This window comes from Janthinobacterium sp. CG3 (assembly GCF_000344615.1).
GTDB lineage: Bacteria > Pseudomonadota > Gammaproteobacteria > Burkholderiales > Burkholderiaceae_D > Janthinobacterium.
On sequence record NZ_KB467824.1, the window covers coordinates 922,576 to 947,889 of the forward strand.

Here is a 25,314-nt window from a genome sequence, read left to right on the forward strand (position 1 = left end):
GTTCGAGTTTCCTGGTAGTTGTATTTACAACAGGAACGAGTATAGCCGCGGGCGCGGGAATTATGCACAAAAATGCGATTTTTTTAGCGCCGCCGGCAGCGGGCCGGCGGCCGCGATGGTGTAGCATTCGGGCGGCGCGACAACGGGCGGCGCCGCCGCGTGGCGCGCGCCGCCCGCCCGCCGCCCGCATTACTAAGGATAATTATGGATATTACAATCAACGAAACGCTGCGCTCGTTCATCGACCCGCTCACCGACAGCGAGTACACGGCGCTGGAACGCAGCCTGCTGGCCGAGGGCTGCCGCGACGCGCTGGTACTGTGGAACGACGTGCTGATCGACGGCCACAACCGCTACGCGATTTGCCGCAAGCACAACATTACCTACAAGACGGTGCAAAACATCGGCTTCGCGTCGCTCGACGACGTCATGCTGTGGATGATCGACAACCACCTGGCGCGCCGCAGCGTGTCCGACTTCCAGCGCGGCGTGCTGGCGCTGCGCAAGAAGGACATCGTGGCGGCGAAGACCGTGGCGCCGGCGCCGGCGGCCGACGACGGCGCCGGCCCGCCGTGGGACGATACGCCGCCTTTGAGCACGCGCGAAGACATCGCCAGGGCGGCGCGCCTGAGCAGCAACCAGATCGGCCAGATTGAAAAGATCCAGAAGGCGGCGACGCCGGAACTGGTCGAGGCGGTGCGTTCGGGCACCATCTCGATCAACGCGGCGGCCACGGTGGCGTCGTTGCCGCAGGCCGAGCAGGTCGCCGCGGTGGCCGGCGGCAGGAAGCAGTTGCAACAGGCGGCCAAGGAAATCCGCGAACAGCGGGCCGCGGCGCGCCCGCCGAAGGCGCCCAAGGAAGGCGTTGAGCCGGGGCAGGGCGACGCGGACGAGCGCGCCGCGCCGACCGAGTTGGAGCGGCTGCGCGCCGAAGTGGCGCAGCTTCAAGAGCGCGTGGCCGAGCTGAGGACGCAAAACGCCGCCCTCAACGAACGCATCGCGGTGCTGGTCGACGCCTCCTGAGCCAAGGCGCGGGCGCCGCGCCGGGGGCGGCCCCCCATGCCGTTCAGTGGCGCGCGCGACCCCGCCGAAGTGGCGACGATGGCCATCGGCTGTCGGCATGCCGCCGCCACGGGCGACAGGCGCACAGACACGTCGGCGTTGCATTGCGCGGCGGCGCTACTGCGGCGTCACCGCCGGGAAGGTGAAAAACAATTGCACGCCCTGGCCGCTGTCGCTTTCCAGCCGCAGCCGGCCCTTGAAGATTGCCTGCACCAGGTTGTGCACGATCGACAGCCCCAGCCCGGAGCCGCCCTGGCCCAGCTTGGTGGTGTAGAACGGTTCGAACACCTTGTGCTGCAGCGCGCGGGCGATGCCTTGGCCGTCGTCGCGGTAGTGCAGCTCGATCACGCCGTCCTGCACGCTGGCGGCCAGTTCGATGCGCCCGCCGCTCTTGCCCTCGAAGCCGTGGGTGATCGAATTCATGATGATGTTGTTGACGATTTGCTCCAGGTGGCCGGGGAAGCTGTCCATCTCGATGCCGTCGGGGATGCGCAGCTCGACCGTCGCCTTGGCCCGGCGCGTCACCGCGCCCAGCGCGTTCAGGCTGTCCTGCACCGTGGTGCGCAGGTCGAAGCGGCGCCGGCGCTGGCTGGTCTGGTCCACCGAGACGCGCTTGAAGCTGTCGATCAGGTCGCTGGCGCGGTTGCCGTTGCGCACGATGATGTCGCTGGCGTCGCGGCACTCGGCCAGCAGTTGCGCCATGCCGGAGCGGGTCAGCTTGCCGGCGTCGACCGCGTAGCCGATATCGCGCAACTGGTCGCCCAGCGCCGAGGCGGCCAGTACCATGTTGCCGATCGGCGTGTTCAATTCGTGCGACACGCCCGCCACCAGCGCGCCCAGCGAGGCCAGCTTCTCCGATTCGATGATTTGCGCCATCGCCTGGCGCAGTTCGCGGGTGCGCTCGTCGACCCGGCTCTCGAGCTGTTCGTTGAGTTCGCGCAGCGCGTCCTCGGCGCGCTTGCGATCCGACAGGTCGACGTGGGTGCAGATCATGCGCAGCGGCGCGCCGTTGGGGTCGCGGCTGACGATCATGCCGTTGTCGAGCACCCATTTCCAGCTGCCGTCCTTGCACAGCGCGCGGTGCTCGTTCTTGTAGCGCCGCGTGGTGCCGTTCAAATGCTCGCGCAGCGCCTCCCGCACCCGCGCCAGGTCGTCCGGGTGGATCAGCCGTTCGCGCCCGGCCATGCTGGCCTCGATTTCGCCGGCGGCGAAGCCGTGCATGGCCATCCAGCACTCCGAAAACAGCACCTGGCCGCTGTCGACGTCCCAGTCCCAGACGCCGTAGCCGGCGCCCTCGAGCGCGAAACTCCACCGCTCCTCGCTCTGGCGCAGCGCGTCGGCGGCGCGGCGGTGCTCGCGCCGCTGCGCCGCCTCGTTGATTTCGCGCTTGACCGCCGGCGCCAGGCGGGCCAGGTCGGCCTTCATCACGTAGTCGTGCGCGCCGGATTTCATCAGCGCCACCGCGGTTTCCTCGCCGATGTTGCCCGAGACGACGATGAACGGCAGGTCCAGGCCCAGCCCGCGCATGCGCGCCAGCGCCGCGCTGGCGCTAAAGCCGGGCAGGTTGAAGTCCGACAGCACCACGTCCCAGCTGCGCCGGCGCAGCGCCGCCAGCAGTTGCGGCTCGCTTTCGACGCGCTCGCACTCCGGCTCGAAATCGGCGCGGCGCAGGCAGCGCAGGATCAATTCGGCGTCGCTGACGCAGTCTTCGACCAGCAGCACGGCAAGGGGTGTCGTCATCGTTTCAAGCTCCGTTCGGGCTTTCGTTGATTGCCAGCCAGTATAGGCCGAGCTGGCCCATCACGTCGGCGAACTGGTGGAAGTCGACCGCGGCGCCCGCCGTGCACGCCCTCGCAGAACAGGTAGTCCAGCCCCTCCTGGCCGTCGCCGGCCACCGGCGGGTTGGTGACGTCGCTGTTCTTGAGGGCGCGCTCGGCCGGGCCGACGTCGCCGGCGTTGTCCTCGATCAGCAGGATCGCTTTGGCGCTCATGGCGACTCTTTCAGGGTGAAGTAAAAAGTGGCGCCGCCGCCGACGGCGGCCACGCCCCAGACCGTGCCGCCGTGGCGCTGGACGATGCGCTGCACCGTCGCCAGGCCGATGCCGGTGCCGGGGAACTCGCTGGCCTGGTGCAGGCGCTGGAACACGCCGAAGAGTTTTTGCGCGTATAGCATGTCGAAGCCGGCGCCGTTGTCGCGCACGAAAAACGCCGGCGCCGCGCCCGCCGCGCCCGGCGCCACCACGCTGGCGCGGCCGACGCTGATGTGCGCCAGCTGGCGCCCGGCGCTGAACTTGACGGCGTTCTCCAGCAGGTTGCCCAGTACCACCTCGAGCAGGCGCCAGTCGCCGCAGGCGCCCAGCGCGTCCTCGATGTCGAAGGTGAAGGCGCGCCCGGGCTCGCGCTCGGCGATGCGCTCGACCAGCTGCCGCGCCATCGCCGTCAGGTCGACCTGGTGCAGCGTCATCGCGGCGCGGCCCAAGCGCGAGAATTGCAGCATGTCGTCGATCAGCTGGCCCATGCGCTGCGACTCGCCGCGCACCCGCTCCAGGTACTGGCGGCCGGTGGCGTCGAGGTGTTCGCCGTAGTCCTCCAGCAGCGCCAGGCTCCAGCCGTCGATGCCGCGCAGCGGGCTGCGCAGGTCGTGCGAGACCGAGTACGAGAACGCCTCGAGCTCCTTGTTGGCCAGCTCCAGCTGGGCGGTGCGCTCGCGCACCTGCGCCTCCATGGCGGCGTTGGCCGCGCGCAGCGCCGCGCGCGCGTGCTCGGTTTGCACCAGCAGCGCCTGCACCGCGTCCTCGGCGCAGCGGCGCGCGCTGACGTCGGTGTGGGTGCCGATCATGCGGGTGGCGTGGCCGGCGCCGTCCTTTTCCACCACCATGCCGCGCGCCATCACCCACTTCCAGCTGCCGTCCTTGCACAGCATGCGCTGCTCGATGCTGTAGGTGTCGGCCAGGCCGGTGAAATTGGCGTCGAGCAGCACGCGCGCCCGCTTCAGGTCGTCCGGGTGCGCCAGCCTGGTGTAGGTGTCGATATGGTTGGCCAAGTCGCCGTCCTGGTAGCCCAGCATGTCCTTCCAGCGCAGCGAATACATCACGTCGCCGGTGCTCAGGCGCCAGTCCCAGACGCCGTCGCCGGCGCCCTCGAGCGCGAACTTCCAGCGGAATTCGCTCTCCTGCAGCCCCTGCACGGTCAGGTCGAGGCGTTCGCGCATGGCGTTCAACGCCGCCACCATCTGGTCCAGTTCGTCGTCGGCGCCGCCGCGCCGGGCCAGCGCCAGCGGCGCCGGCACCAGAGCCGTCGGCACCGCGAACAGACGGTCGGAATAGGCGGCGATGCGCTTCAGGTGGCGCCCGACCAGGTATTGGAACAGCAGCAGGATGAACAGCGACACCAGGAAGGTCTTGACCGTTTGCGCCACCAGGATGAGCACGACCTTGTCCTGCAGGCGCCGGTAGACGCCGTCCAGGTTGGCCACCGCGCGCACCGTGCCGATGCGCACCTGGCGCCCGCCGTGGCTGAACCGCAGCGTGAATTCATGGCTGATGACGCCGTCCCGCCTGGGCCGGCCGGCCGTCGCCACCAGCTGCTCTCGCTCCGCGTAGACCTCGAGGTATTGCATGTCGGGCAGGCGCATCGCGCCCTGCAACTGCGATCGCACGTCCTTGCTGTTGGTGTTCTCCAGGCTCGACGCCAGGCTGTCGGCATAGTTGGACTCGATCTGCTCGAGTCGGCGGCGGATGTCGCCGACGTCGTGGCGGTAGTCGATGCCCAGTTGCAGGGCGGTGGACAGCAGCGTCACCACCGAGCTGAACAGCAGGATCAGGACGGCGAAGCGGCGCCCCATGGCGCTGTTGCCCAGTTCGCAAAACCACGGTGGCAGGGGCGAGCGCACGCCGGCCCTATCGCGCGTCGCGCTGCATGATGGCCTCGACGATGGCCCGGTGCGTACCGTCGCGCTTCACCTTGCGCAGCGCCGCGTGGCGCTTGTGCAGGTAGACCAAGCAGTCGCCCTCGGCCGGCGCCCGGTCTCCAGCGTGAGCAGCGGGCGGCCGCCGACGACGCCGCTGTTGGTTGAGCAGGCGGTCGCGGGCGGGCAGCGCCAGCAACGCGCCGGCCGACAGAAATAGTATCGTTTTCATTATCCGCCCCCTGACCCGCAATGAAACTTGCGTTGCATCACTTTCCACCGAATTGGTGAAAGTGTCAACAACGGCAAGCGGGCCTGTGCGGAAGATGATTTTCCGACTAGATTGACGTTTTAAGACGCGCGCGCCGGCAGCGCTGGAAAAACCTTCGCATCGCTTTCACGATGTCGAAGGGGAAATCGAGCTTTGATCCGTTGCTTGTGACAGTAAAGCCTTGACTCGGACCATAGAATCTAATCCGACCTACGGAAAGTTAACGCGGCGGCATGAGGGCCACACCCCGGGGGGGCGACCGCGGGTCCTCCTGGTGTGACTATCTCAACGCCAAGCGCCTCAAATCGCCTCGAGCGCGGTTTGCAGGTCGTAGCGCAAATCCTCCAGCGCCTCGATGCCGACCGACAAACGCACCAGCGCGTCGCCGATGCCCAGCGCGGCGCGCTGCGGCGCCGGGATGCTGGCGTGCGTCATCAGGGCCGGATGCTCGATCAGGCTTTCCACGCCGCCCAAGCTTTCGGCCAGCGCGAACACCTGGCAGCGTTCGAGGAAGCGGCGGGCGCCGGCCAGGTCGGTCGCCAGCTCGACCGAGATAATGCCGCCGAAGCCGTCCATCTGCCGCTTGGCCAGTGCGTGCTGCGGGTGCGAGGCCAGGCCCGGGTAGTGCACCCGCTTGACCTGCGGTTGCGCCTCCAGCCATTGCGCCAGTGCGAGCGCGCTGGCGCAATGGCGCTCCATGCGGATCGCCAGCGTTTTCACGCCGCGCAGCGCCAGGAAGCTGTCGAACGGGCCGGCGATCGCCCCCACCGAATTTTGCAGGAAGCCCAGCTGCTCGCGCCATTCGGCCTGGCGCTGCTCGGCGCCGACGATGGCGATGCCGCCGATGATGTCGGAATGGCCGTTCAGGTATTTCGTCGTCGAGTGGACCACGATGTCGAAGCCCGACTCCAGCGGCCGCTGCACGATCGGGCTGGCGAAGGTGTTGTCGGCCACGGCGATGATGCCGCGCTCGCGGCAGATGGCGGCGATGGCGCGCAGGTCGGCCAGCTTGAGCATCGGGTTGGTCGGCGTTTCGACCCAGACCATGCGGGTGTTCGGGCGGATCGCAGCCAGCAGCAGCTCCGGCTTGGTCAAGTCGACGTAGCTGAAGTCGAGGCCGGCGCTGCGCCGGCGCACCCGCTCGAACAGGCGGTAGGTGCCGCCGTACATGTCGTCGCCGGCGATGATGTGGGCACCGGCGTCGGCCAGCTCCAGCACCGTCGCAATGGCCGCCAGCCCGGAGGCGAAGGCGAACGCCTGGGCGCCGCCTTCGAGGTCGGCGACGCAGCGTTCCAGCGCCCAACGGGTCGGGTTGTGCGAGCGGCCATAGTCGAGGCCCTTGTGCACGCCCGGGCTTTCTTGCACGTAGGTCGAGGTGGCGTAAATCGGCGGCATGATGGCGCCGGTGCTCGGGTCGGGCGACTGGCCGGCGTGGATGACGCGGGTCGCCAGCCGGGACTGGCGCGCGCTTGGGGTGGGTGTATGGCTCAAGATAGTGTCCTGCGTAAGTGGTTGAGAAGGTCGAAACGGGTGATCAGGCCGTAGAAGCGCTGCTCGTCGGCGACCACGGCGGTCAAACCGCGGTCCAGCGTGGCGCGCAGGGCGTCGATGCCGGCGTCCGGGCGCAGCGTTTCCAGCTGGGTGGTCATGCTGGCGCCCACCAGGGCGGCGAAATGGCCGGGCCGCCGCGCCACCTGTAGCAGCAGGTCGGACTCGTCGATGATGCCGGCCAGGCGGCCGGCGTCGAGCACCGGCAACTGCGCCAGGTCGGCGCTGCGCATGCGGTTGAAGGCCGTCAGCAGGGTGTCGGACGGCGCCACGGCGACCACCTCGCCCTCGTCGTAGCGGCGGCCGATCAGGTCGCGCAGGTCGCCCAGCGGGGCGCGCCGCAACAAGCCCTGGTCGCGCATCCAGCCGTCGTTGTAGAGCTTCGACAGGTAGCGCGTGCCGGTGTCGCAAACGAAGGTGACGACGCGCTTCGGCGTGGTTTGCTCGCGGCAGTACTTCAGCGCCGCCGCCAGCAGCGTGCCGGTCGACGAGCCGCCCAGGATGCCCTCGGCGCGCAGCAGCGCGCGGGCCTGGTCGAAGCTTTCCTGGTCGCTGATGGTGTAGGCCTTGCGCACCCGGCTCAGGTCGGCGATGGCGGGGATGAAGTCCTCGCCGATGCCTTCCACCGCCCAGGCGCCGCTGGTGTCGGCGACGCGGCCGGTGTCGACGTATTCGGCGAGGATAGAGCCGGCCGGGTCGGCCAGCACGAATTCCAGGTCCGGCTGCACCGTCTTGAAGTAATTGCTCAAGCCGGTCAGCGTGCCGGACGAGCCGACCCCGACGACGATGGCGTCGAGTTCATGCTGGGTCTGCTGCCAGATTTCCGGCGCGGTCGTGGTTTCGTGGGCGCGCGGATTGGCCGGATTGTTGAACTGGTCGGCGAAGAAGGCGCCGGGCAGCTCGGCCGCCAGGCGCGCCGCGTAGTCCTGGTAATACTCGGGATGGCCCTTGGCGACGTCGGAGCGGGTGCTGCGCACCTCGGCGCCGAGCGCCTTCAAGTGCAGCACCTTCTCGGTCGACATCTTGTCGGGCACCACCAGCAGCACGCGGTAGCCCTTCAGCAGGCCGACCAGCGCCAGGCCGAGGCCGGTGTTGCCGGCGGTCGCCTCGACGATCACGCCGCCGGGGCGCAGACTGCCGTCGGCCTCGGCCGCCTCGATGATGGACAGGCCGACGCGGTCCTTGATGGAGCCGCCCGGGTTGTGCGACTCCAGCTTCAGGAACAATTGGCACAGGCCGGTGTCGAGCCTGGTGACTTCGACCAGCGGCGTGTTGCCGATCAGACCGAATAGCGCGGGGGCGGGGGTAGGGTGGGCATGCATACGAACTCCTGGGCTGTGGAACGGCGCGGCCGGCTCGTGCCCGGCGGCGGCTTCCTTTGAAAAGGCGGATCTTAGGCCCGGCGGCGCGCGGCGGGAACGAATGTTTACGCTTATACATATGCGCTTTTCGCCGAGGGGGGGCAGGCCGTCGGCGCCAAGGCGAGAAGGTCTGACCCCAGAACTGGCATTTGGTTTTAAAGCGCCGCGGCGGCGCCGCCGCGATTTATAATCGCCCTCTCGGAAAGACAAGCAAGAGGTCGGCAACATGGCGAAACTTTATTTCAGATATTCGGCGATGAACGCCGGCAAATCGACGGCGCTGCTGCAAGTGGCGCACAATTACGAAGAGCAGGGCCAGGCGGTGCGCCTGTACACGGCGGCGATCGACAGCCGCTACGGCGTCGGCCGGGTCACCTCGCGCCTGGGTCCGCAGCGCGAGGTCGACGTGTTCGACGCCGACACCGACTTCCTGGCCGACCTCCCGAAGGTCGCCTGCGTGCTGGTCGACGAGGCGCAATTCCTCGCTACGCGCCAAGCGCAGCAACTGCACCAGCTGGCGCAGGTCAAGGGCGTGCCGGTGATCTGCTACGGCTTGCGCAGCGACTTCATGGGCGAGCCGTTTCCCGGCTCGGCCTATCTGCTGGCGTTGGCCGACGACATCGAGGAGCTGAAGAACATCTGCACCTGCGGCAAGAAGGCGACGATGAACATCCGCGTCGACGAACACGGCAAGCGCATCAAGGTTGGCGAACAGATCAGCATCGGCGGCAACGAGCGCTACCGCCAGGCTTGCGGCCGCTGCTTCTACGCCGGCTGAACGCGGCGCCACGCCGGCCGGTTAAAACGCGCGCCTTAACGAGGGCTTAAGCTTGTTCGCGCAAACTTGGTCCGCAAGGCAGACTTTTGCCCTGCCGTATACTGTAGAATTGTGCTCGGATCGCGGGCGCAGCCCCAGTTTCAACGGCGGCCGCGGCAACGCCGCGGCGCCGGTAAATCGTATATCACTTTTCGGAGAAGCCGATGAAGAAGCAAATGATGCTGGTCGTCCTGGCGGTGGCAATGTCAGCGCAGGCCGGCGCGGCCCAGTCGGAAAAGATCGCGGCGCCCACCATGAAGCCGCAGGCGCAGCAAACCCAGGCCGCCCTGTGGGCCTCGCGGGTGATGTCGCGCTACCATTACAAGGCCACCCCGCTCGACGACGCCATGTCGGAGAAGATCTTCGACCGTTACTTCAAGTCGCTCGACGCCGAAAAACTGTTTTTCGTGCAGGCCGACCTCGACCAGTTCGCCGGCGTGCGCTCCAAGCTCGACGACGCCATCACCGGTGAAAACCTGGCGGTGCCGTTCGCCATCTACAATCTGTACCAGCAGCGCTTCGACGAGCGCATCGGCTTCGCCCGCGAGCTGCTGAAAAGCAAATTCGATTTCACCGTCGACGAAAGCTACCAGTACGACCGCGAAAAAGCCGCCTGGCCGAAGGGCGACGACGAGGCCCGCGAACTGTGGCGCAAGCGCGTCAAGAACGACTGGCTGCGCCTGAAGCTGGCCGGCAAGGACGACAAGGCGATCCGCGAGACGCTCGACAAGCGCTACGAGAGCTACACCAGCCGCTCGCGCAAGCTCAACAATGAAGACGTGTTCCAGATCTTCATGAACGCCTACGCGATGTCGATCGAGCCGCACACCAACTACCTCGGCCCGAGGGCGTCGGACAATTTCGACATCGCCATGCGCCTGTCGCTCGAGGGTATCGGCGCGGTGCTGCAAACGCGCGACGAATACACGGTGGTGCGCGAAATCGTGCCCGGCAGTCCGGCCGGCCTGTCGGGCAAGCTGAAGGTTGGCGATCGCATCGTCGGCGTCGGCCAGGGGGAAAGCGGGCCGTTCACCGAGGTGCTGGGCTGGCGCATCGACGACGTCGTCACGCAGATCCGCGGCGCCAAGGACTCGGTGGTGCGCCTCGACGTGCTGCCGGCCGACGCCGGTCCCGACGCCAAGCACGCCACCGTCGCGCTGGTGCGCAAGAAAATCAGCATGGAGGAGCAGGCCGCCAAGAAGACCGTGATCGAGGTCAAGGACAACGGCGTCAAGCGCCGCGTCGGCGTGATCTCCCTGCCGACCTTCTACCAGGACTTCGAGGCGCGCCGCAAGGGCGACAAGGATTACAAGAGCGCCACCCGCGACGTTGCGCGCCTGCTCGGCGAGTTGAAGAAGGACAAGGTCGACAACGTGCTGATCGACTTGCGCAACAACGGCGGCGGTTCGCTCAACGAGGCGGTCGAGCTGACCGGCCTGTTCATCGACAAGGGGCCGGTGGTGCAGCAGCGTAACGCCGAGGGCAAGGTCGACATTGAGAGCGACACCAACGCCGGCCTGGCCTGGGACGGCCCGGTGGGCGTGCTGATCAACCGCGGCTCGGCGTCGGCGTCGGAAATCTTCGCCGCCGCGCTGCAGGATTACGGCCGCGGCGTGATCATCGGCGAGGCCAGCTTCGGCAAAGGCACGGTGCAAACGCTGATCAACCTGGACCGCTTCGGCGGCAACGAGAAGGCCCGCTTCGGCGAGCTGAAGATGACGATCGCGCAGTTCTTCCGCATCAACGGCGGCACCACGCAGTTGCGCGGCGTCACGCCCGACATCAAGCTGCCGGCCATGTCCGACAGCGAGAACTTCGGCGAGTCGAGCTACGACAACGCGTTGCCGTGGACCTCGATCAAGCCGGCGCTGTTCGTGCCGGCCGGCGACTTGAAGGATATCGTGCCCTTGCTCGAACGTAAGCACGAGGCGCGCGTGTCGAAGGACAAGGACTTCCAGTATTTGCAGGAAGACCTCGCCCTGGTCGCCAAATTGCGCAAGGAAAACCTGATCTCGCTCAACGAAACGGTGCGCCGCAAGGAGCGCGACAGCCAGGAGGCGCGTTCGAAAACCCGTGAACGGCGCCTGTTGGCCGCCGCCGCGAGCGACGACCTGACGGTGCTGCCGGACCCGAAAGACGCGCTCAACAAGGCCTTGAACATCAAGACCTCGGCCAAAACCGCGCGCCAGATCGCCGCCATGAAGGGCGCGATGCATACCGACGACGGCCTGCAGGGCGACGAACGGGCGCTGACGGCCGAGCTGGACGCCGAAAAGGCGGCCAAAAGCGCCAAGGACGTGCTGCTCAACGAAGCGGTGCGCATCCTCGCCGACGAAGTGGGCTTGATCAAGACGGATACCCGGCTGGCCTCGCGGGTGCTGCCTTACGTGCCGGAACCGGCCGCCTCCAAGTAACGCCAGCGACTTGCCATCGGCCAAGGGCCCCGTGCATCGTACGGGGCTTTTTTTCGCCGTCGGCGCCGCCGCCGGTTGCGGTTAACACTGTTTTCCAGCGACGTATTCTTCCTTGCGCCGAACGCCCCGCGACGCGCTCAATCGGGGATTGTTTTTTTCGCCAGCTTCCATTACGATAAGTCAGGCGCACTCATTGCGCCACGTCGCTCGGACGGTTCCGGGCGCTTACGTAGAGCTTTTTCATGACACAATCCCCAACTCCGCGCAGCTTTTCGCGCATCAATCGCCTTCCCCCTTACGTTTTCAATATCACCGCCGAGCTGAAGATGGCGGCGCGCCGCCGTGGCGAGGATATTATCGATATGTCGATGGGCAATCCCGACGGCGCCACGCCGTCCCACATCGTCGACAAACTGGTTGAAACGGCCAAGCGCCCCGACACCCACGGTTATTCGGCGTCGAAGGGCATTCCGCGGCTGCGCCGGGCCATCTCGCATTGGTACAAGAAGCGCTACGACGTCGACATCGACCCCGACGCCGAGGCGATCGTCACCATCGGCTCGAAAGAGGGCCTGGCGCATTTGATGTTGGCCACGCTGGACCGCGGCGACACGGTGCTGGTGCCGAACCCGAGCTACCCTATCCATATCTGGGGCGCGGTCATCGCCGGCGCCGACATCCGTTCGGTGCGCATGAGTCCGGGCGTGGATTTCTTCGCCGAGTTGGAACGGGCGATCCGCGAAAGCTATCCGAAGCCGAAGATGATGGTGCTGGGTTTCCCGTCGAATCCGACCGCGCAGTGCGTCGAGCTGGAGTTTTTCGAGCGCGTCGTCGCGCTGGCCAAGCAGCACGACATCCTGGTGGTGCACGACCTGGCCTACGCCGACATCACCTTCGACGGCTGGAAGGCGCCGTCGATCATGCAGGTGCCGGGCGCGCGCGACGTCGCCGTCGAGTTTTTCACGCTGTCGAAAAGCTATAACATGGCCGGCTGGCGCATCGGCTTCATGGTCGGCAACAGCGAACTGGTGGCGGCGTTGGCGCGCATCAAGAGTTACCACGACTACGGCAGCTTTACGCCTGTGCAGGTGGCCGCGATCGCCGCGCTGGAGGGCGACCAAAGCGGCGTCAGCGACATCTGCGCGCAGTACCAGAGCCGCCGCGACGTGCTGGTGAAGGGCTTGATCGAGGCCGGCTGGCCGGTTGAGAAGCCGAAGGCGTCGATGTATATCTGGGCGCTGATCCCCGAGGCTTACCGCCACCTTGGCTCGCTGGAGTTCGCCAAGCGCCTGCTGGCCGAGGCCAAGGTCTGCGTCTCGCCCGGTATCGGCTTCGGCGAATACGGCGACGACTACGTGCGTTTCGCGCTGATCGAGAACGAGGCGCGCATCCGCCAGGGCTTGCGCGGCATCAAGGCGATGCTGCGCGACGGCATGGCGGCGGCGCCGCGCTGATCCGTCGGGCGGTTTGGCAGGAATAATCTTATTACTGTCATTTGCGCCAACTCGCGGTCGCCCTAGAATACCTGGGTGCCTCGATACAGCCGATCGGGGCTTTCCCACCATTTTCAAGGAGCCATCACCATGCTGGAACTCAGACCAAGCTGCGAGCACTGCGACATCGATCTACCTCCAGCCTCGGCGGAGGCGCGCATTTGCACTTATGAGTGCACGTTTTGCGTCTCCTGCGTCGACACCGTCTTGCACAACGTCTGCCCGAACTGCGGCGGTGGTTTCATTGCGCGCCCGGTCCGGCCGGCGCACAACTGGAAGGGCAACAACTATCTCGGCGCGGACCCGGCCGCCACCGTGCGCAAGCACCGGCCGGTTGACGCCGCCGTGCATGGCGAACTGCTGGCCAAGCTGCGCGAAGTGCCGCCCGCCCAACGTTGACGCGCGGCCGCGCCAAGATATTCATCAGGCTTATCGGTGACATCATGCATATAAATTGGATTTATATGTCACGGCGCAGCATACTGCATCTGTCTCCTCTATTCTCCTCCAAGAAAATAGATTCAGCCCGCTCTCCGTAGCGGGCTTTTTTTATGCGCGCGGCATGGGCGCACTCTTGCGGGTGAAAATCTCGCCGCGAGCCGGCCATGCCGTAGCCGGTAGTGGGCGGCGCGCGGCTTGCGCTGTGTCAAGTTGTGGCGGTTCCAGCTCTCCGGGGGCACTGGGCGCTAGTCGGCCGAAGCGGACTGTCGTGTCTAAATGCCTCATTTATATTATCATTTGGCTTGGTAATCCCACGGATACAAGGAGATATGATGTTCAGTCATGTAATGATTGGTTCGAACGACATCGAACAGGCAAAGCATTTTTATGACGCCGTCCTCGCAACGTTCGGGGCGGGCGAGCCATTCCGTAATCAAGCAGATTCCGGTCACAAGCGCCTCTTCTACCGGCACGACGGCAGTACTTTTTGCATCAGCGAGCCGATCGACGGGGAAGCGGCGACGTGTGCGAACGGCGGCACGATAGGCTTCAAATGCAGCTCGCCCGAACAAGTGCAGCAATTTCACGACACTGCGGTCGCGCATGGCGGCCAGTCGATTGAAGACCCGCCGGGCCTGCGTGACGGCGCCATGGGGGCCATGCACCTGGCCTATGTTCGTGACCCGGACGGCAATAAGCTCTGCGCAATCTACCGTCCGAAATAAGCCATTCGTCTACCCGGGCGCGGAGTCTTTACCTGCGGAGATATCACCAAATTTTATCTCTATCATCATGGAAATAAAGTGGTTTTATATGTCGCGCCGCAGCATAATGCATCTGTCTCCTCTATTTTCCTCCAAGATTATAGATTCAGCCCGCTCTTCGCAGCGGGCTTTTTTTCGTTGAAATAGGGTGCCTGCGGCGGCGCCCGGCGGCGGAAAAAACTTGACTCTCGGCAATACGTAGACAATACTTGTGGCGATGGAACTTGCTGGAAGGCAAGGAGGTAGCAGGAACCTGATACCGCTCAATTAAGTATGTTCGTAGGTCGGGTTCGCCCTCCCAGTGGAGACAGCATCATGAAACAGCATCAGCCGCACAAGCCAACGCAGCAACGCCGCCTGCGCAACGGCGCCTACGCCATCGCCGCCGTGGCGATACTGGCCGGGGTAGGCATTGCCGCGCTGGCGCTGCCGCGGGACCCGGCCCGCGCCGCCGCGCCGGTGGCGGCCAGCGCGCAGCCGGGCGCAGCTACCCCAGGCGCAGTGGCGCCGGCGCTGGCCGCGCCGTCGGTGTTTCCGCTGTCGCCGTTCGGCAGGCTGAACGCGGCCGGGCCGAAACGCCTCGCCGCCGCCGAGCCGGTAGCCGGGCCGCAGGCGCAGCGCAAGGCCGAACCGGCGGCCTACGAAACAATGGAAATGCCGGCCGACTTCGTGCCGGTCAGCGCCGACGGCGCGACCGAGAATGCGCCGTTCGCCCGCATCCGCCTGGCCGAATTCTCGTCGGGCCAGCGCGCCATCGACCTGCTGGGCGCCGACCTGGCGCCGGTGGCCAACTGGTACGGCATGACGGCCGCCTCGCTGAGCCAACTGCTGCTGAGCGACGCCAGCGTGCACCTGGACCGCAAGGGCCGCATCGTCCACATCGACGAGGGCGTCGGCGCCACCGCCGGCGGCGCCACCGCCGAGGCGACCACCGCCGCCACCGGCACCGCGACGGCCGCCAGCACCCCGTTCCCGCTCGACCAGACCTTCAAGCTGCATACCAAGCCCGACTCGACGCGCGTGCTGTTTATCGACTTCAACGGGCAGGACGCGAATCCGGGGTTCGACCTCGACAAAGTGGCCGCCACCTACAGCACCGCCGAACGCCTGCTGATTCAAAAAGTGTGGCAGCGCGTGGCGGAAGACTTCGCCGCCTTCGATGTCGACGTCACCACCGAGGCGCCGGCCGTCGTCGCCGGCAAGATCGGCGCGACCGTCCTGGTGACGCCGCAAACGAGTAGCGCCGGCGGCTACGCCTACCTGAATTCGTTCGCCGCTTTCGCCGCCAACGCCGCGCCGGCGTTCTGCTTCCCGAACAACCTGGCGAACAGCGAAAAGCCGATCGCCGAATGCGTCTCGCACGAGGCCGGCCACACGCTGGGCCTGCGCCACCAGGGTACGGCCGCCACCGCCTACTACACCGGCCACGGCGACGGCCAGACCGGCTGGGCGCCCATCATGGGCGTCGGCTACTATAAGAACCTGACCCAGTGGTCGAAGGGCCAGTACCTGGGCGCCGACAACAAGGAAGACGCCTATGCGGTGATGGCGCGCCAGGGTCTGAAAGCGCGCGTCGACGACCACGGCGGCGCGCCGGCGCTGGCCACCACGCTAACCGGCGTCAACGCCAACGGCCTGTCGAACCTGAACTTTGGCGGTCTCGTCGGCGTGCCGGGCGACGTCGACATGTTCCGCTTCGTCGCCGGTGCCGGCATGCTGACCCTGAAGGCGGCCGGCGCCGCGCTCGGCAGCAACGTCGACATCCTGCTGCAGGTGTACGACGGCGCCGGCCGGCTGCTGGCCAGCGCCAACCCGGTCGACGGCCTCGACGCCAGCCTGAGCGTCAACCTCGCCCTGCCGGGCACCTACTACGTCAGCGTCACCGGCGCCGGCGTCGGCGATCCGCTGAAAACCGGGTATACCAACTACGGCAGCATCGGCCGCTACAGCGTCAGCGCTAGCGCGGCGCTGGCGCTTCCATCCCTCAAGCTGGCCGCCGCGCCGACACGCTAAGCCCGCCAGCGCCCGAAGGCGGGGTTGAATCCGCCGGTAGCCTAGCGGGCCGCTACGCTGAAAATCATCCCAATGCATAACCCCGGGCTCGGACCTTCAGGTCTGGCCCCGGGCTTATGCCCTTGGTTTTGATGAATTTAACGCCGGGGTGTAAAACAGCTTGAATTTATGCGGTACAATCATTGTGAACGGTCGTGCTTTTTTAAGTGCCGATAACAAAGATGGCCTCGACATTGCGCCACCATCGGGTTTTTCGAGGTTCCGACAAGGAGACAGCATGGATTTGAACTATACCGCCGAGGATACGGCGTTCCGCGCCAGCGCGCGCGCTTTCCTCGACGCCCATTTGCCGGCCGAGCTGCAGCAAAAGGTGCGCCACCATCTGCGCCTGTCGAAGGACGACATCGTGCGCTGGCATAAGATTGTCGCCAAACAGGGTTGGGCCGCGCCCGGCTGGCCGGTTGAGCACGGCGGCACCGGCTGGAACGCGGTGCAGCGGCATATCTGGGAAGACGAGTGCGCCCGCGCCGGCACGCCGCCCATCCTGCCGTTCGGCGTCAACATGGTGGCGCCCGTGATCATGGCCTTCGGCAACGAGGCGCAGAAAGCCCATTACCTGCCGCGCATCCTCCATTGCGACGACTGGTGGTGCCAGGGTTATTCGGAGCCGGGCGCCGGCTCCGACCTGGCGTCGCTAAACACCACCGCCGAGCGCCAGGGCGACGACTACATCGTCAACGGCCAGAAGACCTGGACCACGCTGGGCCAGCACGCCGACATGATTTTCTGCCTGGTGCGCACCGACAGCGGCGTGCGCAAGCAGGAGGGCATATCCTTCCTGCTCATCGACATGAAGACGCCCGGCATCACGGTGCGCCCGATCATCATGCTCGACGAGGACCACGAGGTCAACGAGGTGTTCTTCGATGACGTCCGGGTGCCGGTGCAGAACCTGGTCGGCCAGGAAAACCGCGGCTGGACCTACGCCAAATACCTGCTCGGCCACGAGCGCACCGGCATCGCCGCCGTAGGCCGTTCGCGCCGCGAGCTGCTGTTCCTCAAGCGCCTGGCGACGCAGCACCACAAGCGCGGCGAACCCTTGCTCGACGACGCGCTGTTCGCGGCCAAGGTCGCCACGCTGGAGATCGAGCTGATGGCGCTGGAGATGACGGTGCTGCGCGTGATCGCCCAGGAGAACCAGGCGCCGGGTCCGCAGGCGTCGATGCTCAAGGTGCGCGGCTCGGAAATCCAGCAGCAATTGACCGAGTTGATGGTCGAGGCGCTCGGTCCCGACGCCTTGCCCTTCGATCCGGCGTATCTGGAGGGCCGCGCCGGGCACAGCGCCGCCGGCGACGACGCCGCCGCGCCGCTGGCCGGCTACTACTTCAATTATCGCAAGACCTCGATCTACGGCGGCTCGAACGAGATTCAAAAAAACATCATCACCCAGATGATTCTGGGCCTGTGAGGAGACGACATGGATTTCACCTTCAAAGAAGAGCAGCGGCAGTTCGCCGACGCCCTGCGTCGCTGGGTCGACAAAGACTACAGTTTCGAGGCGCGTAACAAGATCATCCATTCCGAGGCCGGCGTGTCCGACGCCGCCTGGGCCACGCTGGCCGAGCTGGGCATGACGGCGCTGCCGGTGCCGGAGGCGCAGGGCGGCTTCAACGGCAGCGCCGTCGACATGCTGGTGGTGATGCAGGAACTGGGCCGCGGCCTGGTGGTCGAGCCCTACCTGGCGACCGTGCTGGGCGCCGAGTTCCTGCGCCTGGGCGGCGGCCACGACGCGCTGCTGCAGCAAGTTGCCGCCGGCGAACTGAAGCTGGCCTGCGCGCTGGGCGAGAAGCAGGCGCGCCACGACTTGTTCGACATTCGCACCCGCGCCACGCCGTCCGGCGAAGGTTACCTGCTCGACGGCGCCAAGAGCGTGGTGCTGCACGGCGCGCAGGCGGGCGCGCTGATCGTTTCGGCGCGCAGCGGCGGCGAACAGCGCGACAGCGCCGGCATCTCCCTGTTCGTGGTGCCGGCCGACAGCGCCGGCGTCGGCGTGCGCGACTACCGCACCATCGACGGCCAGCGCGCCGCCAGCATCACCTTCACGCAGGTGTGGCTGCCGGCGGCCAGCCTGCTGGGCGCGGCTGGCGCCGGCTGGGACATCCTCGACGCGGCGGCCGACTACGGCGCCACACTGCTGTGCGCCGAGGCGGTCGGAGCGATGGACGCGATCTTCGCGGCGACGCTGGAATACCTGAAGACGCGCACCCAGTTCGGCGCGCCGATCGGCAAGTTCCAGGCGCTGCAGCACCGCATGGCCGACATGTTCATCCACCTGGAACAGGCCCGTTCGATGGCGATGCTGGCGGCCGGCAAAGTCGGCTCCAGCGACGCCGAGGAGCGCCGCCGCACGGTGTCGGCGGCCAAGGTCCGGGTCGGCCAGGCGGCCAAGTTCGTCGGCCAGCAGGCGGTGCAGCTGCACGGCGGCATCGGCGTGACCAACGAGCTGCCGGCCGCGCACCACTTCAAGCGTCTGACGATGATAGAGTTGACCCTGGGCGACAGCGACCACCACCTGGAGCGCTTCATCGCCCAGCCGGGTTTTAAACAGACCGCGTAAGCGCACAAGGGACAGCATATGGCAGGCACGAACTACATGTATTTCGAGGATTTTTTCGTCGGCCAGCAGCTCGACATGGGCAGCCGCTTGGTGACGGAGGAGGAAATCATCGTCTTCGCCGCCCAGTTCGATCCGCAACCCTTCCACATCGACCACGAGGCGGCGGCGCAGTCGATCTTCGGCGGCGTCATCGCCAGCGGCTGGCACACCTGCAGCATGATGATGCGGATGGTCGTCGACGGCGTGCTGGGCGGCTCGTCGAGCATGGGTTCGCCCGGCTTGGATTGCGTGCGCTGGATCAAGCCGGTGCGCGGCGGCGACACGCTGAGCGTTGCCTACATCACCAAGGAAGTGCGGCCGTCGGCGTCGAAGCCGGACCGCGGCGTGGTGGTGTCGCTGTGGCAGGCGACTAACCAGCACGGCGAGGTGGTGGCGACCATCGAGGGCATGGGCATGTTCCGGCGCCGTCCGGGCGCGGCCGCGGAGGTTGGCGATGCGTGAGATCGCCAACCTGGCCGACACCAAGGCGCTGGTCGGGCAGGAGGTGGCGCTGTCGGAGTGGGTCGAGATCACCCAGGAGCGCATCAACGGCTTCGCCGACGCCACCAACGACCACCAGTGGATCCACGTCGACGTCGAGCGCTGCCAACGCGAGTCGCCCTACGGCACCACCGTCGCGCACGGCTTTTTGACGCTGGCGATGGTGCCGGCGATGCTGCAAAACGCGCTGCGGCTGGTGGACGTCGGCATGGCCATCAACTACGGCTTGAACAAGGTGCGCTTCCCGGCGCCGGTGCCGGTCGGCAGCCGCCTGCGGGCGCGCCTGTCGATCCTGGCGGTGCACGACCTGGCCGACGGCGCGCAGATCGACTGGGGCGTGGCGATCGAGCGCGAGGGCGGCGACAAGCCGGTCTGCGTGGCCGAGTTCCTGATGCGCCGCTATCCGTAACTACCCACTGCACGCGCTGGGGTTGGGCCATATCGTTATACACATCGTTTTTCAGTGCTGACACCAAGAGCGTCCCGGACTGAAAAACGATGTTCTTCCACACTCCGCCCAAGAGATATGCAAACTCGGCACCTTATCGGTATGAAGCATATTCCACCCGCCTAGAAGTGAAATAAGGGGGGGAGAAACGCGCTTCAAACCGGCGCCAAATCGCGGGGTCAGACCTTCAGGTCTGACCCCGGCCTTGCGCCGTCGGTTTGCTTGTGGAACTAGCTGCGCGTAATCGGCAGGCCCAGGTCTTCCGCCAGCGTGCCGTGCCTGGCCAGTTCCAGCTTGGCGATGGCGTTGCGGTGCACCTCGTCCGGGCCGTCGGCCAGGCGCAGCGTGCGGTTGCCGGCCCATTGCGCGGCCAGCGGGAAGTCGTCCGATACGCCGGCCGCGCCGTGCGCCTGGATCGACCAGTCCAGCACCTGCTGCGCGACGTTCGGCGCCAGCACCTTGATCATCGCGATCTCCGCCTGCGCGTGCTTGTTGCCGACGGTGTCCATCAGCGACGCCGTCTTCAGCGTCAGCAGGCGCGCCGTGTCGATCTGGATGCGCGACTCGGCGATGCGCTCGCGCCACACGCCTTGCTCCGACAGCTTCTTGCCGAAGGCGACGCGGCGGTTCAGGCGCAGGCACATCAGTTCCAGCGCGCGCTCGGCCACGCCGATGGCGCGCATGCAGTGGTGGATGCGCCCCGGCCCCAGCCGGCCCTGGGCGATTTCAAAGCCGCGCCCTTCGCCCAGCAACAAGTTGGAGGCCGGCACGCGCACGTTCTCGAACAGGATTTCGCAGTGGCCGTGGGGCGCGTCGTCGTAGCCGAACACCGGCAGCGGGCGCAGGATCGTGATGCCGGGCGTGTCGGCCGGTACCAGTATCATCGACTGCTGCTGGTGGCGCGCCGCGCCGAAGTCGGTCTTGCCCATGGTGATGAAGATTTTGCAGCGCGGGTCGCCGGCGCCGGAAATCCACCATTTGCGCCCGTTGATCACGTAGTCGTCGCCGTCGCGCTCGATGCGGGTTTCAATATTGGTCGCGTCGGACGAGGCCACGCCCGGCTCGGTCATGGCGAAGGCCGAACGGAACTCACCGCGCAGCAGCGGTTCCAGCCAGGTGTGCTTATGCTCCTCGGAGCCGTAGCGTTCGATGGTTTCCATGTTGCCGGTGTCGGGCGCGGCGCAGTTGAACACCTCCGGCGCCCACCCGACCCGGCCCATGATCTCGCACAGCGGCGCGTAGTCGAGGTTGGACAGCCCTTCCGGCGCGCGCGCCGACTGCGGCAGGAACAGGTTCCACAGCCCCTGTTCGCGCGCCAGCGGTTTCAGGCGCTCGATCAGCTCGGTCGGAATCCAGCGGTTGCCTTTTTCCACGCCGTTGCGGTCGACTTCCTGTTTGAAGGCGGCTTCGTTCGGGTAGATGTGCTGCTCCATAAATTGCAGCAACTTGTGCCGCAAGCTCTGGCAACGCTCGGAATAGTCGAAATTCATCTGTTTCCCCTGGTTAGATTGGTTTGCCGCCGGCGTAGGCCCAGCCCAGTTCGGCCATGGGTCGCGCCATCTTGCCCGACTCCAGCGCCTGTGCGCTGGCGGCCGTGCCGTCGACGTAACGTTTCATGATGCCCTGCATGATGCTGGCCAGGCGGAACATATTAAAGGCCAGATAAAAGTTGAAATCCTCCAGGCGGATGGTCTTGCCGGTGCGCTCGGCGTACCGGCGGATGTATTCCTGCTGCGACGGGATGCCCAGCGCCGCCAAGTCGAGTCCGGCGATGCCGCGGAACTGGCCCGGTTCGATGTGCCAGCTCATGCAGTGGTAGGAGAAGTCGGCGAACGGGTGCCCCAGCGTCGACAGTTCCCAGTCCAGCACGGCCAGCACGCGCGGCTCGGTCGGATGGAAGATGATGTTGTCGAGGCGGAAGTCGCCATGCACGATGCTGGTGTCCTCGCCCGGCGGAATGTGCGCCGGCAGCCAGGCCATCAGCTGGTTCATCGGCGCGATGTCCTCGGTCGCGGAGGCCTGGTACTGGCGCGTCCAGCGCTCGATCTGGCGCTGGAAGTAATTGCCCGGCTTGCCGAAGTCGGCCAGGCCGATGGCCGCGTAGTCGACCGTGTGCAGCTGCGCGATCACGCGGTTGAGTTCGTCATAGATGGCGCCGCGCTCGGCTGGCGTCATGCCGGGCAGGGCCTGGTCCCACAGCACCCGGCCCTCGACGAATTCCATGATGTAAAAGGCGCGCCCGATGACGCCTTCGTCGAGACACAGCGCGTACTGGCGCGCGGCCGGGAAGCCGGCCTTGTTGAGCGCGTCCATGACGCGGAACTCGCGGTCGATCGCGTGCGCCGACGCCAGCAGCTTGGCGGCAGGGCCGGGCTTGGTGCGCAGCACGTAGTGCTGGCCGGCGACGCTGAGCTTGAAGGTCGGGTTCGACTGGCCGCCCTTGAACTGTTCCACCGTCGGCTCGCCGCCGGGGTAGCCGGCCACGTGCCGCCGCAAATACACGGTCAGCGCCGCGATATCGAATTTCTGCCGCTCCGACACGGGCTTGGTGCCCATGAATTCCTCAAACATCTCGTCTCCCTCGGGCTTGGGCCCTGTCGTGGTGGGTCTATTCTAAACCATGGAAACGCACGCCCGTACTATTTATTTTCAAGCGAAGCGACGTGGCGCGACGGCGCTGTGAAGGGCTGCGGGAAGGTTTGGTAGCTCGGGTAAGCCCAGCGGGCGTAACCCGACAATACGACACGCCCTTGGGCGACGCCGCGCTAGAAAAATACGGCGGTGCGGGTGATGATGGCGCCGGTGTTGCCGTAGGGCGCCTTGGCGCGTACCGAGCCGGTGGTGGCGACGCCGTCGTCGAGCTTGCTGTCGATCTGCTCGGCGAACGATTCCGGCAGGTTGTCGAAGCGGATGCCGTTGCCCGAGCGCCCGCCCACTTCGTCGTTGTACAGGTACACCGCGCCGCCCTGGGAGCTGGTCATGAACTGGGTCGAGCCGTTGTAGGAGCCGGTGATGAAGCCGCCCAGCGCCAGGTGTTGCGGCGCCAGCGCGAATTCGCGCGGCTGGCCGTCGCCGATCTGGCCGTCGCCGTTGCCGTTGCCGGCCGCGTTCGGCACATGGCTGGTGGCCTGGATGTCGTCGCCGGGCAGGGCGCGGAATTTGTCCTGGTAGGCGTTCACCGCCGCCGACAGCGCGTTCGACTGCTGGATGATGTTCTTTACCTTGGCGCTGTCGATCAGGCCCTGGCCTTTTAACACGCCGCCCAGCAGCAGGCCGATGATGACCAACACGATGGCGATTTCAACCAGGGTGAAGCCTTGCTGTCGGTGGCGGAGGGCGGGCATAATGGTTCCTTTATAATACGACAATACATATTGCAGTAACTGCACAATTAACTTGCAATTTTAAAGCAAATCGGCGCGTTATGGGCGCGCGCGCGTTTCTTTTTGACGGGCGGCAATATCCTGCAGGCGCCGCTCCAGGAATGCCAGCTCGCGCGGGTCGCTGACGTGGCCGCTTTGCAGTAGGCCGCCGATGAGCGCCTTCGCGCTGTCGAACTCGTTCATGTCCTCGGCGATGAACACTTCCAACTGGCGCGCCCAGGCCGGCACGCCGGCGCCGGTGGCGCGCAGGCGCAGCGCGGCGGCGTAGCGGCGCGCCAGCGGCAGGTCGTGCAAGCGGTGGCGCGCCACCAGCGCCGCGTGCGCCAGCCACGGCCAGCGCCGGTCGGGGTCGTCGCCGAAGCGGCGCTCGACGAAGGCCAGCATGCGCCGCACCCGCGCCGGGTCGGGCGCCGCCGCGTACACCTGGCTGGCCAGCAGCAGCGGGTACTGGCCGCGCGGGTCGAGCGCCAGCGCAGCCTCCAGCCAGCCTTCCAGGCGCGCGTAGTCGAGCTGGTTCAGGCTCAGGCTGCGCCCGTCCTGGTCGTCGTAGGCTTGCAGGTACAGCAGTAGCGCCTTCGACAGCGCCTCCGGCTCGCCCAGGCTGGCCAGGCGCAGCGCGGCCGGCGCCGGCGCCGGCGGCAGCGCCGGCGGCGCCGGCGCTGCCGGCTGCTGCGCGGCGTGCCACAGCAGTTGCAGCGCCAGCGCCAGCGCCAGCGCCCAGCGCACCGCCGGCGGCACCGCGGCGACCGGTTTCACGGCCATCAGAGGCTCTTGCGGTACAAGTCGAACAGCGCGGCCGCCGCCAGCAGGGCCAGGTAGATCGCGCTGTGCGCGGCGATGGCGAGCAGGGTGGCGGCGTCGCCGCTGCCGTACAGCAGCCATTCGGTGCGGGTGTAGCGATCCAGCGCCGGCAGCACGGCGGCCACCAGGTCGAGACCGGCGCCGATGGCGCGCTGGCCGTGCGAGCGCGCGCCGCCCTGGCCGTGGCCCAGCAGTTGCAGCGCGCCGATCACGCGCGCCAGCAGGTAGAAGCCGGCGACGCCGGCCAGCGCCGGCAGCGCCTGGCTGAAGCTGAGCGCGCACAACAGGCTGAAGGCGGCGACGATCCACAGCTCGCACAGCAGCGACAGGCCCCACAGCGCGCTTTGCGCCGGCGCCGCGAACAGCAGGCTGAGGGCGCCGAACAGCAGCGCCGGCAGCAGCGCCAGCGCGGCGAAGCCGGCCAGCTTGCCGAACAGGTAGGCGGCGCGCGGCATGGGCAGCGCCAGCAGCATGTCGAGGCCCTTGTCGTCGGCCTCGCGCACCACGCTGGTGACGACGAAGGTGGCGACCAGGAACACCGCCGCCAGCCGCAGCGCGGCCGCCAGTAGCGCCGCCTGTACCTCGCGGCCCTCGGTCAGCGCCAGCTCGTGCAGGAAGCCGGCCAGGCCGACGCCGGCCAGCGCCGCCAGCAACAGCAGCCATAGCAGGCGGTTGCGCAGCGCCTCCAGCAGCGTGTAGGCGGCAATGGTCAGGGTCGGTCGCAGCATCATTGCGGCAGGCGCTGCGCCGCCACCATCCGGTTGAACAGGATGTTCGGCGAGAGCCACAGCACGATGTCGTCGAACTCGCCGCCCGGCGCGTTGCCGTCCTCGCTCAGCGGGCGGCTGACGAAGGCGGTGCCGGCGCCGGCGTTGATGCGCTCGTCGCCGTTGCTGGCCGGCGCGACGGCCACGCGCACGCCCTGTTCGCCGCTGGCGCCGAAGCCGTTTTTACCGTGCGACATGACGACCGCCGGGATGTCGTTGGGCGCGGTGGCCGGCATCGGCCGGCCGGTGCCGTCGCGCGTCATGACGCTGATGTCGCGCCGCGTGTTCAGCGTGAAGCGCACGGCGCTGTCGCTGAAGGCCGGCGTGACGCTGTAGCGCAACAAATTGGCCCAGCTGTCGCTCTTGCCCACGCCCAGCGTGACCCAGGGTAGGAAGCCGTCGCGCTTGCCGCAGCGCGTGCCGCGGCGGTCCTCCAGGCCGTTGCTGGCCGAGACGGCCGGGCAGGGCAGATTGCCGTAACGCAGAGCGTAGCCGACCAGCGCCTCGTTGGCCGCCTCGAGCGTGGCGCGGGTCTCGTTGCCCTTGCGCTGTTCCAGTTGCATCGCCAGCGGCGTGATCAAGCCGCCTATCATCAGGCCGACGATGACCAGGACGATCGACAGTTCGACCAGGCTGAAGCCGCGTTGTAATGGCGTAGACATAGTGT

At 66.8% G+C, this 25,314-nt stretch carries 23 protein-coding genes; 11 read left to right on the forward strand and 12 right to left on the reverse strand.

What is annotated here, in order from left to right:
• Positions 1-204: 204 nt before the first annotated feature.
• Positions 205-1,023: a hypothetical protein gene (locus JANGC3_RS0104085; protein WP_017875212.1), complete on the forward strand. Its 819-nt coding sequence runs from the start codon at positions 205-207 to the stop codon at positions 1,021-1,023.
• Between the two features lie 156 nt (positions 1,024-1,179).
• Here JANGC3_RS0104085 and JANGC3_RS0104090 read toward each other — a convergent pair whose 3' ends face one another.
• From JANGC3_RS0104090 to JANGC3_RS0104115, 6 genes are all read right to left on the reverse strand, one after another.
• Positions 1,180-2,802 (reverse strand): hybrid sensor histidine kinase/response regulator, encoded by a 1,623-nt coding sequence (locus tag JANGC3_RS0104090; RefSeq protein WP_157406439.1) that lies wholly within the window; start codon positions 2,800-2,802, stop codon positions 1,180-1,182.
• Entirely contained in the window at positions 2,799-3,053 is a 255-nt protein-coding gene (locus tag JANGC3_RS32310) for a hypothetical protein (RefSeq protein ID WP_017875214.1), read from the reverse strand. Before JANGC3_RS32310 ends, JANGC3_RS0104090 begins: the two co-directional genes overlap by 4 nt.
• Positions 3,050-4,954 carry a PAS domain-containing protein gene (locus JANGC3_RS30595; RefSeq protein ID WP_157406440.1) on the reverse strand — a complete coding sequence of 635 codons (1,905 nt, stop codon included), beginning with the start codon at positions 4,952-4,954 and terminating at the stop codon, positions 3,050-3,052. Before JANGC3_RS30595 ends, JANGC3_RS32310 begins: the two co-directional genes overlap by 4 nt.
• 7 nt (positions 4,955-4,961) lie before the next feature.
• Positions 4,962-5,201 carry a hypothetical protein gene (locus JANGC3_RS0104105; protein ID WP_017875216.1) on the reverse strand — a complete coding sequence of 80 codons (240 nt, stop codon included), beginning with the start codon at positions 5,199-5,201 and terminating at the stop codon, positions 4,962-4,964.
• A gap of 339 nt (positions 5,202-5,540) precedes the next feature.
• Positions 5,541-6,731 carry a trans-sulfuration enzyme family protein gene (locus tag JANGC3_RS0104110; protein ID WP_017875217.1) on the reverse strand — a complete coding sequence of 397 codons (1,191 nt, stop codon included), beginning with the start codon at positions 6,729-6,731 and terminating at the stop codon, positions 5,541-5,543.
• Positions 6,728-8,110, reverse strand: coding sequence for a pyridoxal-phosphate dependent enzyme (locus JANGC3_RS0104115; protein ID WP_017875218.1), 1,383 nt, complete (start codon positions 8,108-8,110; stop codon positions 6,728-6,730). Before JANGC3_RS0104115 ends, JANGC3_RS0104110 begins: the two co-directional genes overlap by 4 nt.
• Before the next feature lie 265 nt (positions 8,111-8,375).
• Here JANGC3_RS0104115 and JANGC3_RS0104120 point away from each other — a divergent pair, with 265 nt between their 5' ends.
• From JANGC3_RS0104120 to JANGC3_RS0104165, 10 genes are all read left to right on the forward strand, one after another.
• Positions 8,376-8,927, forward strand: a complete 552-nt coding sequence (locus JANGC3_RS0104120; protein WP_017875219.1) for a thymidine kinase — start codon at positions 8,376-8,378, stop codon at positions 8,925-8,927.
• A gap of 203 nt (positions 8,928-9,130) precedes the next feature.
• Positions 9,131-11,380 (forward strand): carboxy terminal-processing peptidase, encoded by a 2,250-nt coding sequence (locus JANGC3_RS0104125; RefSeq protein WP_017875220.1) that lies wholly within the window; start codon positions 9,131-9,133, stop codon positions 11,378-11,380.
• Positions 11,381-11,622: 242 nt separating this feature from the next.
• Positions 11,623-12,834, forward strand: coding sequence for an alanine transaminase (gene alaC, locus JANGC3_RS0104130; protein WP_026132520.1), 1,212 nt, complete (start codon positions 11,623-11,625; stop codon positions 12,832-12,834).
• Between the two features lie 129 nt (positions 12,835-12,963).
• Positions 12,964-13,272 (forward strand): DUF1272 domain-containing protein, encoded by a 309-nt coding sequence (locus JANGC3_RS0104135; protein ID WP_026132521.1) that lies wholly within the window; start codon positions 12,964-12,966, stop codon positions 13,270-13,272.
• Between the two features lie 374 nt (positions 13,273-13,646).
• Entirely contained in the window at positions 13,647-14,039 is a 393-nt protein-coding gene (locus tag JANGC3_RS0104140) for a VOC family protein (RefSeq protein WP_026132522.1), read from the forward strand.
• A gap of 354 nt (positions 14,040-14,393) precedes the next feature.
• Positions 14,394-16,091 (forward strand): hypothetical protein, encoded by a 1,698-nt coding sequence (locus JANGC3_RS28335; protein ID WP_051068216.1) that lies wholly within the window; start codon positions 14,394-14,396, stop codon positions 16,089-16,091.
• Between the two features lie 277 nt (positions 16,092-16,368).
• Complete coding sequence (locus tag JANGC3_RS0104150; protein WP_017875224.1) at positions 16,369-17,559, forward strand: acyl-CoA dehydrogenase family protein; 1,191 nt, start codon at positions 16,369-16,371, stop codon at positions 17,557-17,559.
• A 9-nt stretch (positions 17,560-17,568) separates the two neighbouring features.
• Positions 17,569-18,708 (forward strand): acyl-CoA dehydrogenase family protein, encoded by a 1,140-nt coding sequence (locus JANGC3_RS0104155; RefSeq protein ID WP_017875225.1) that lies wholly within the window; start codon positions 17,569-17,571, stop codon positions 18,706-18,708.
• A gap of 18 nt (positions 18,709-18,726) precedes the next feature.
• The gene (locus tag JANGC3_RS0104160; RefSeq protein WP_017875226.1) at positions 18,727-19,209 is read left to right on the forward strand and encodes a MaoC family dehydratase; all 483 of its coding nucleotides are present in this window, start codon (positions 18,727-18,729) and stop codon (positions 19,207-19,209) included.
• Positions 19,202-19,657, forward strand: a complete 456-nt coding sequence (locus tag JANGC3_RS0104165; protein ID WP_026132523.1) for a MaoC family dehydratase — start codon at positions 19,202-19,204, stop codon at positions 19,655-19,657. Before JANGC3_RS0104160 ends, JANGC3_RS0104165 begins: the two co-directional genes overlap by 8 nt.
• Positions 19,658-19,926: 269 nt before the next feature.
• On the opposite strand, the gene JANGC3_RS0104170 is transcribed toward JANGC3_RS0104165, so the two are convergent.
• The 6 genes from JANGC3_RS0104170 to JANGC3_RS0104195 all read right to left on the reverse strand — a co-directional run bounded on the left by JANGC3_RS0104170 (position 19,927) and on the right by JANGC3_RS0104195 (position 25,309).
• Positions 19,927-21,186 (reverse strand): acyl-CoA dehydrogenase family protein, encoded by a 1,260-nt coding sequence (locus JANGC3_RS0104170; protein WP_017875228.1) that lies wholly within the window; start codon positions 21,184-21,186, stop codon positions 19,927-19,929.
• A gap of 13 nt (positions 21,187-21,199) precedes the next feature.
• Positions 21,200-22,267 carry a phosphotransferase gene (locus JANGC3_RS0104175; protein ID WP_026132524.1) on the reverse strand — a complete coding sequence of 356 codons (1,068 nt, stop codon included), beginning with the start codon at positions 22,265-22,267 and terminating at the stop codon, positions 21,200-21,202.
• A gap of 194 nt (positions 22,268-22,461) precedes the next feature.
• Positions 22,462-23,040, reverse strand: coding sequence for a prepilin-type N-terminal cleavage/methylation domain-containing protein (locus tag JANGC3_RS0104180; RefSeq protein ID WP_017875230.1), 579 nt, complete (start codon positions 23,038-23,040; stop codon positions 22,462-22,464).
• Between the two features lie 78 nt (positions 23,041-23,118).
• Complete coding sequence (locus JANGC3_RS0104185) at positions 23,119-23,841, reverse strand: hypothetical protein (protein WP_017875231.1); 723 nt, start codon at positions 23,839-23,841, stop codon at positions 23,119-23,121.
• A complete protein-coding gene (locus JANGC3_RS0104190; RefSeq protein ID WP_017875232.1) occupies positions 23,841-24,611 on the reverse strand; it encodes an ABC transporter permease in 771 nt (256 codons plus the stop codon). The genes JANGC3_RS0104185 and JANGC3_RS0104190 overlap by 1 nt, the downstream gene beginning before the upstream one ends.
• Positions 24,608-25,309, reverse strand: coding sequence for a type II secretion system protein (locus tag JANGC3_RS0104195; protein WP_017875233.1), 702 nt, complete (start codon positions 25,307-25,309; stop codon positions 24,608-24,610). Before JANGC3_RS0104195 ends, JANGC3_RS0104190 begins: the two co-directional genes overlap by 4 nt.
• Positions 25,310-25,314: the final 5 nt, after the last annotated feature.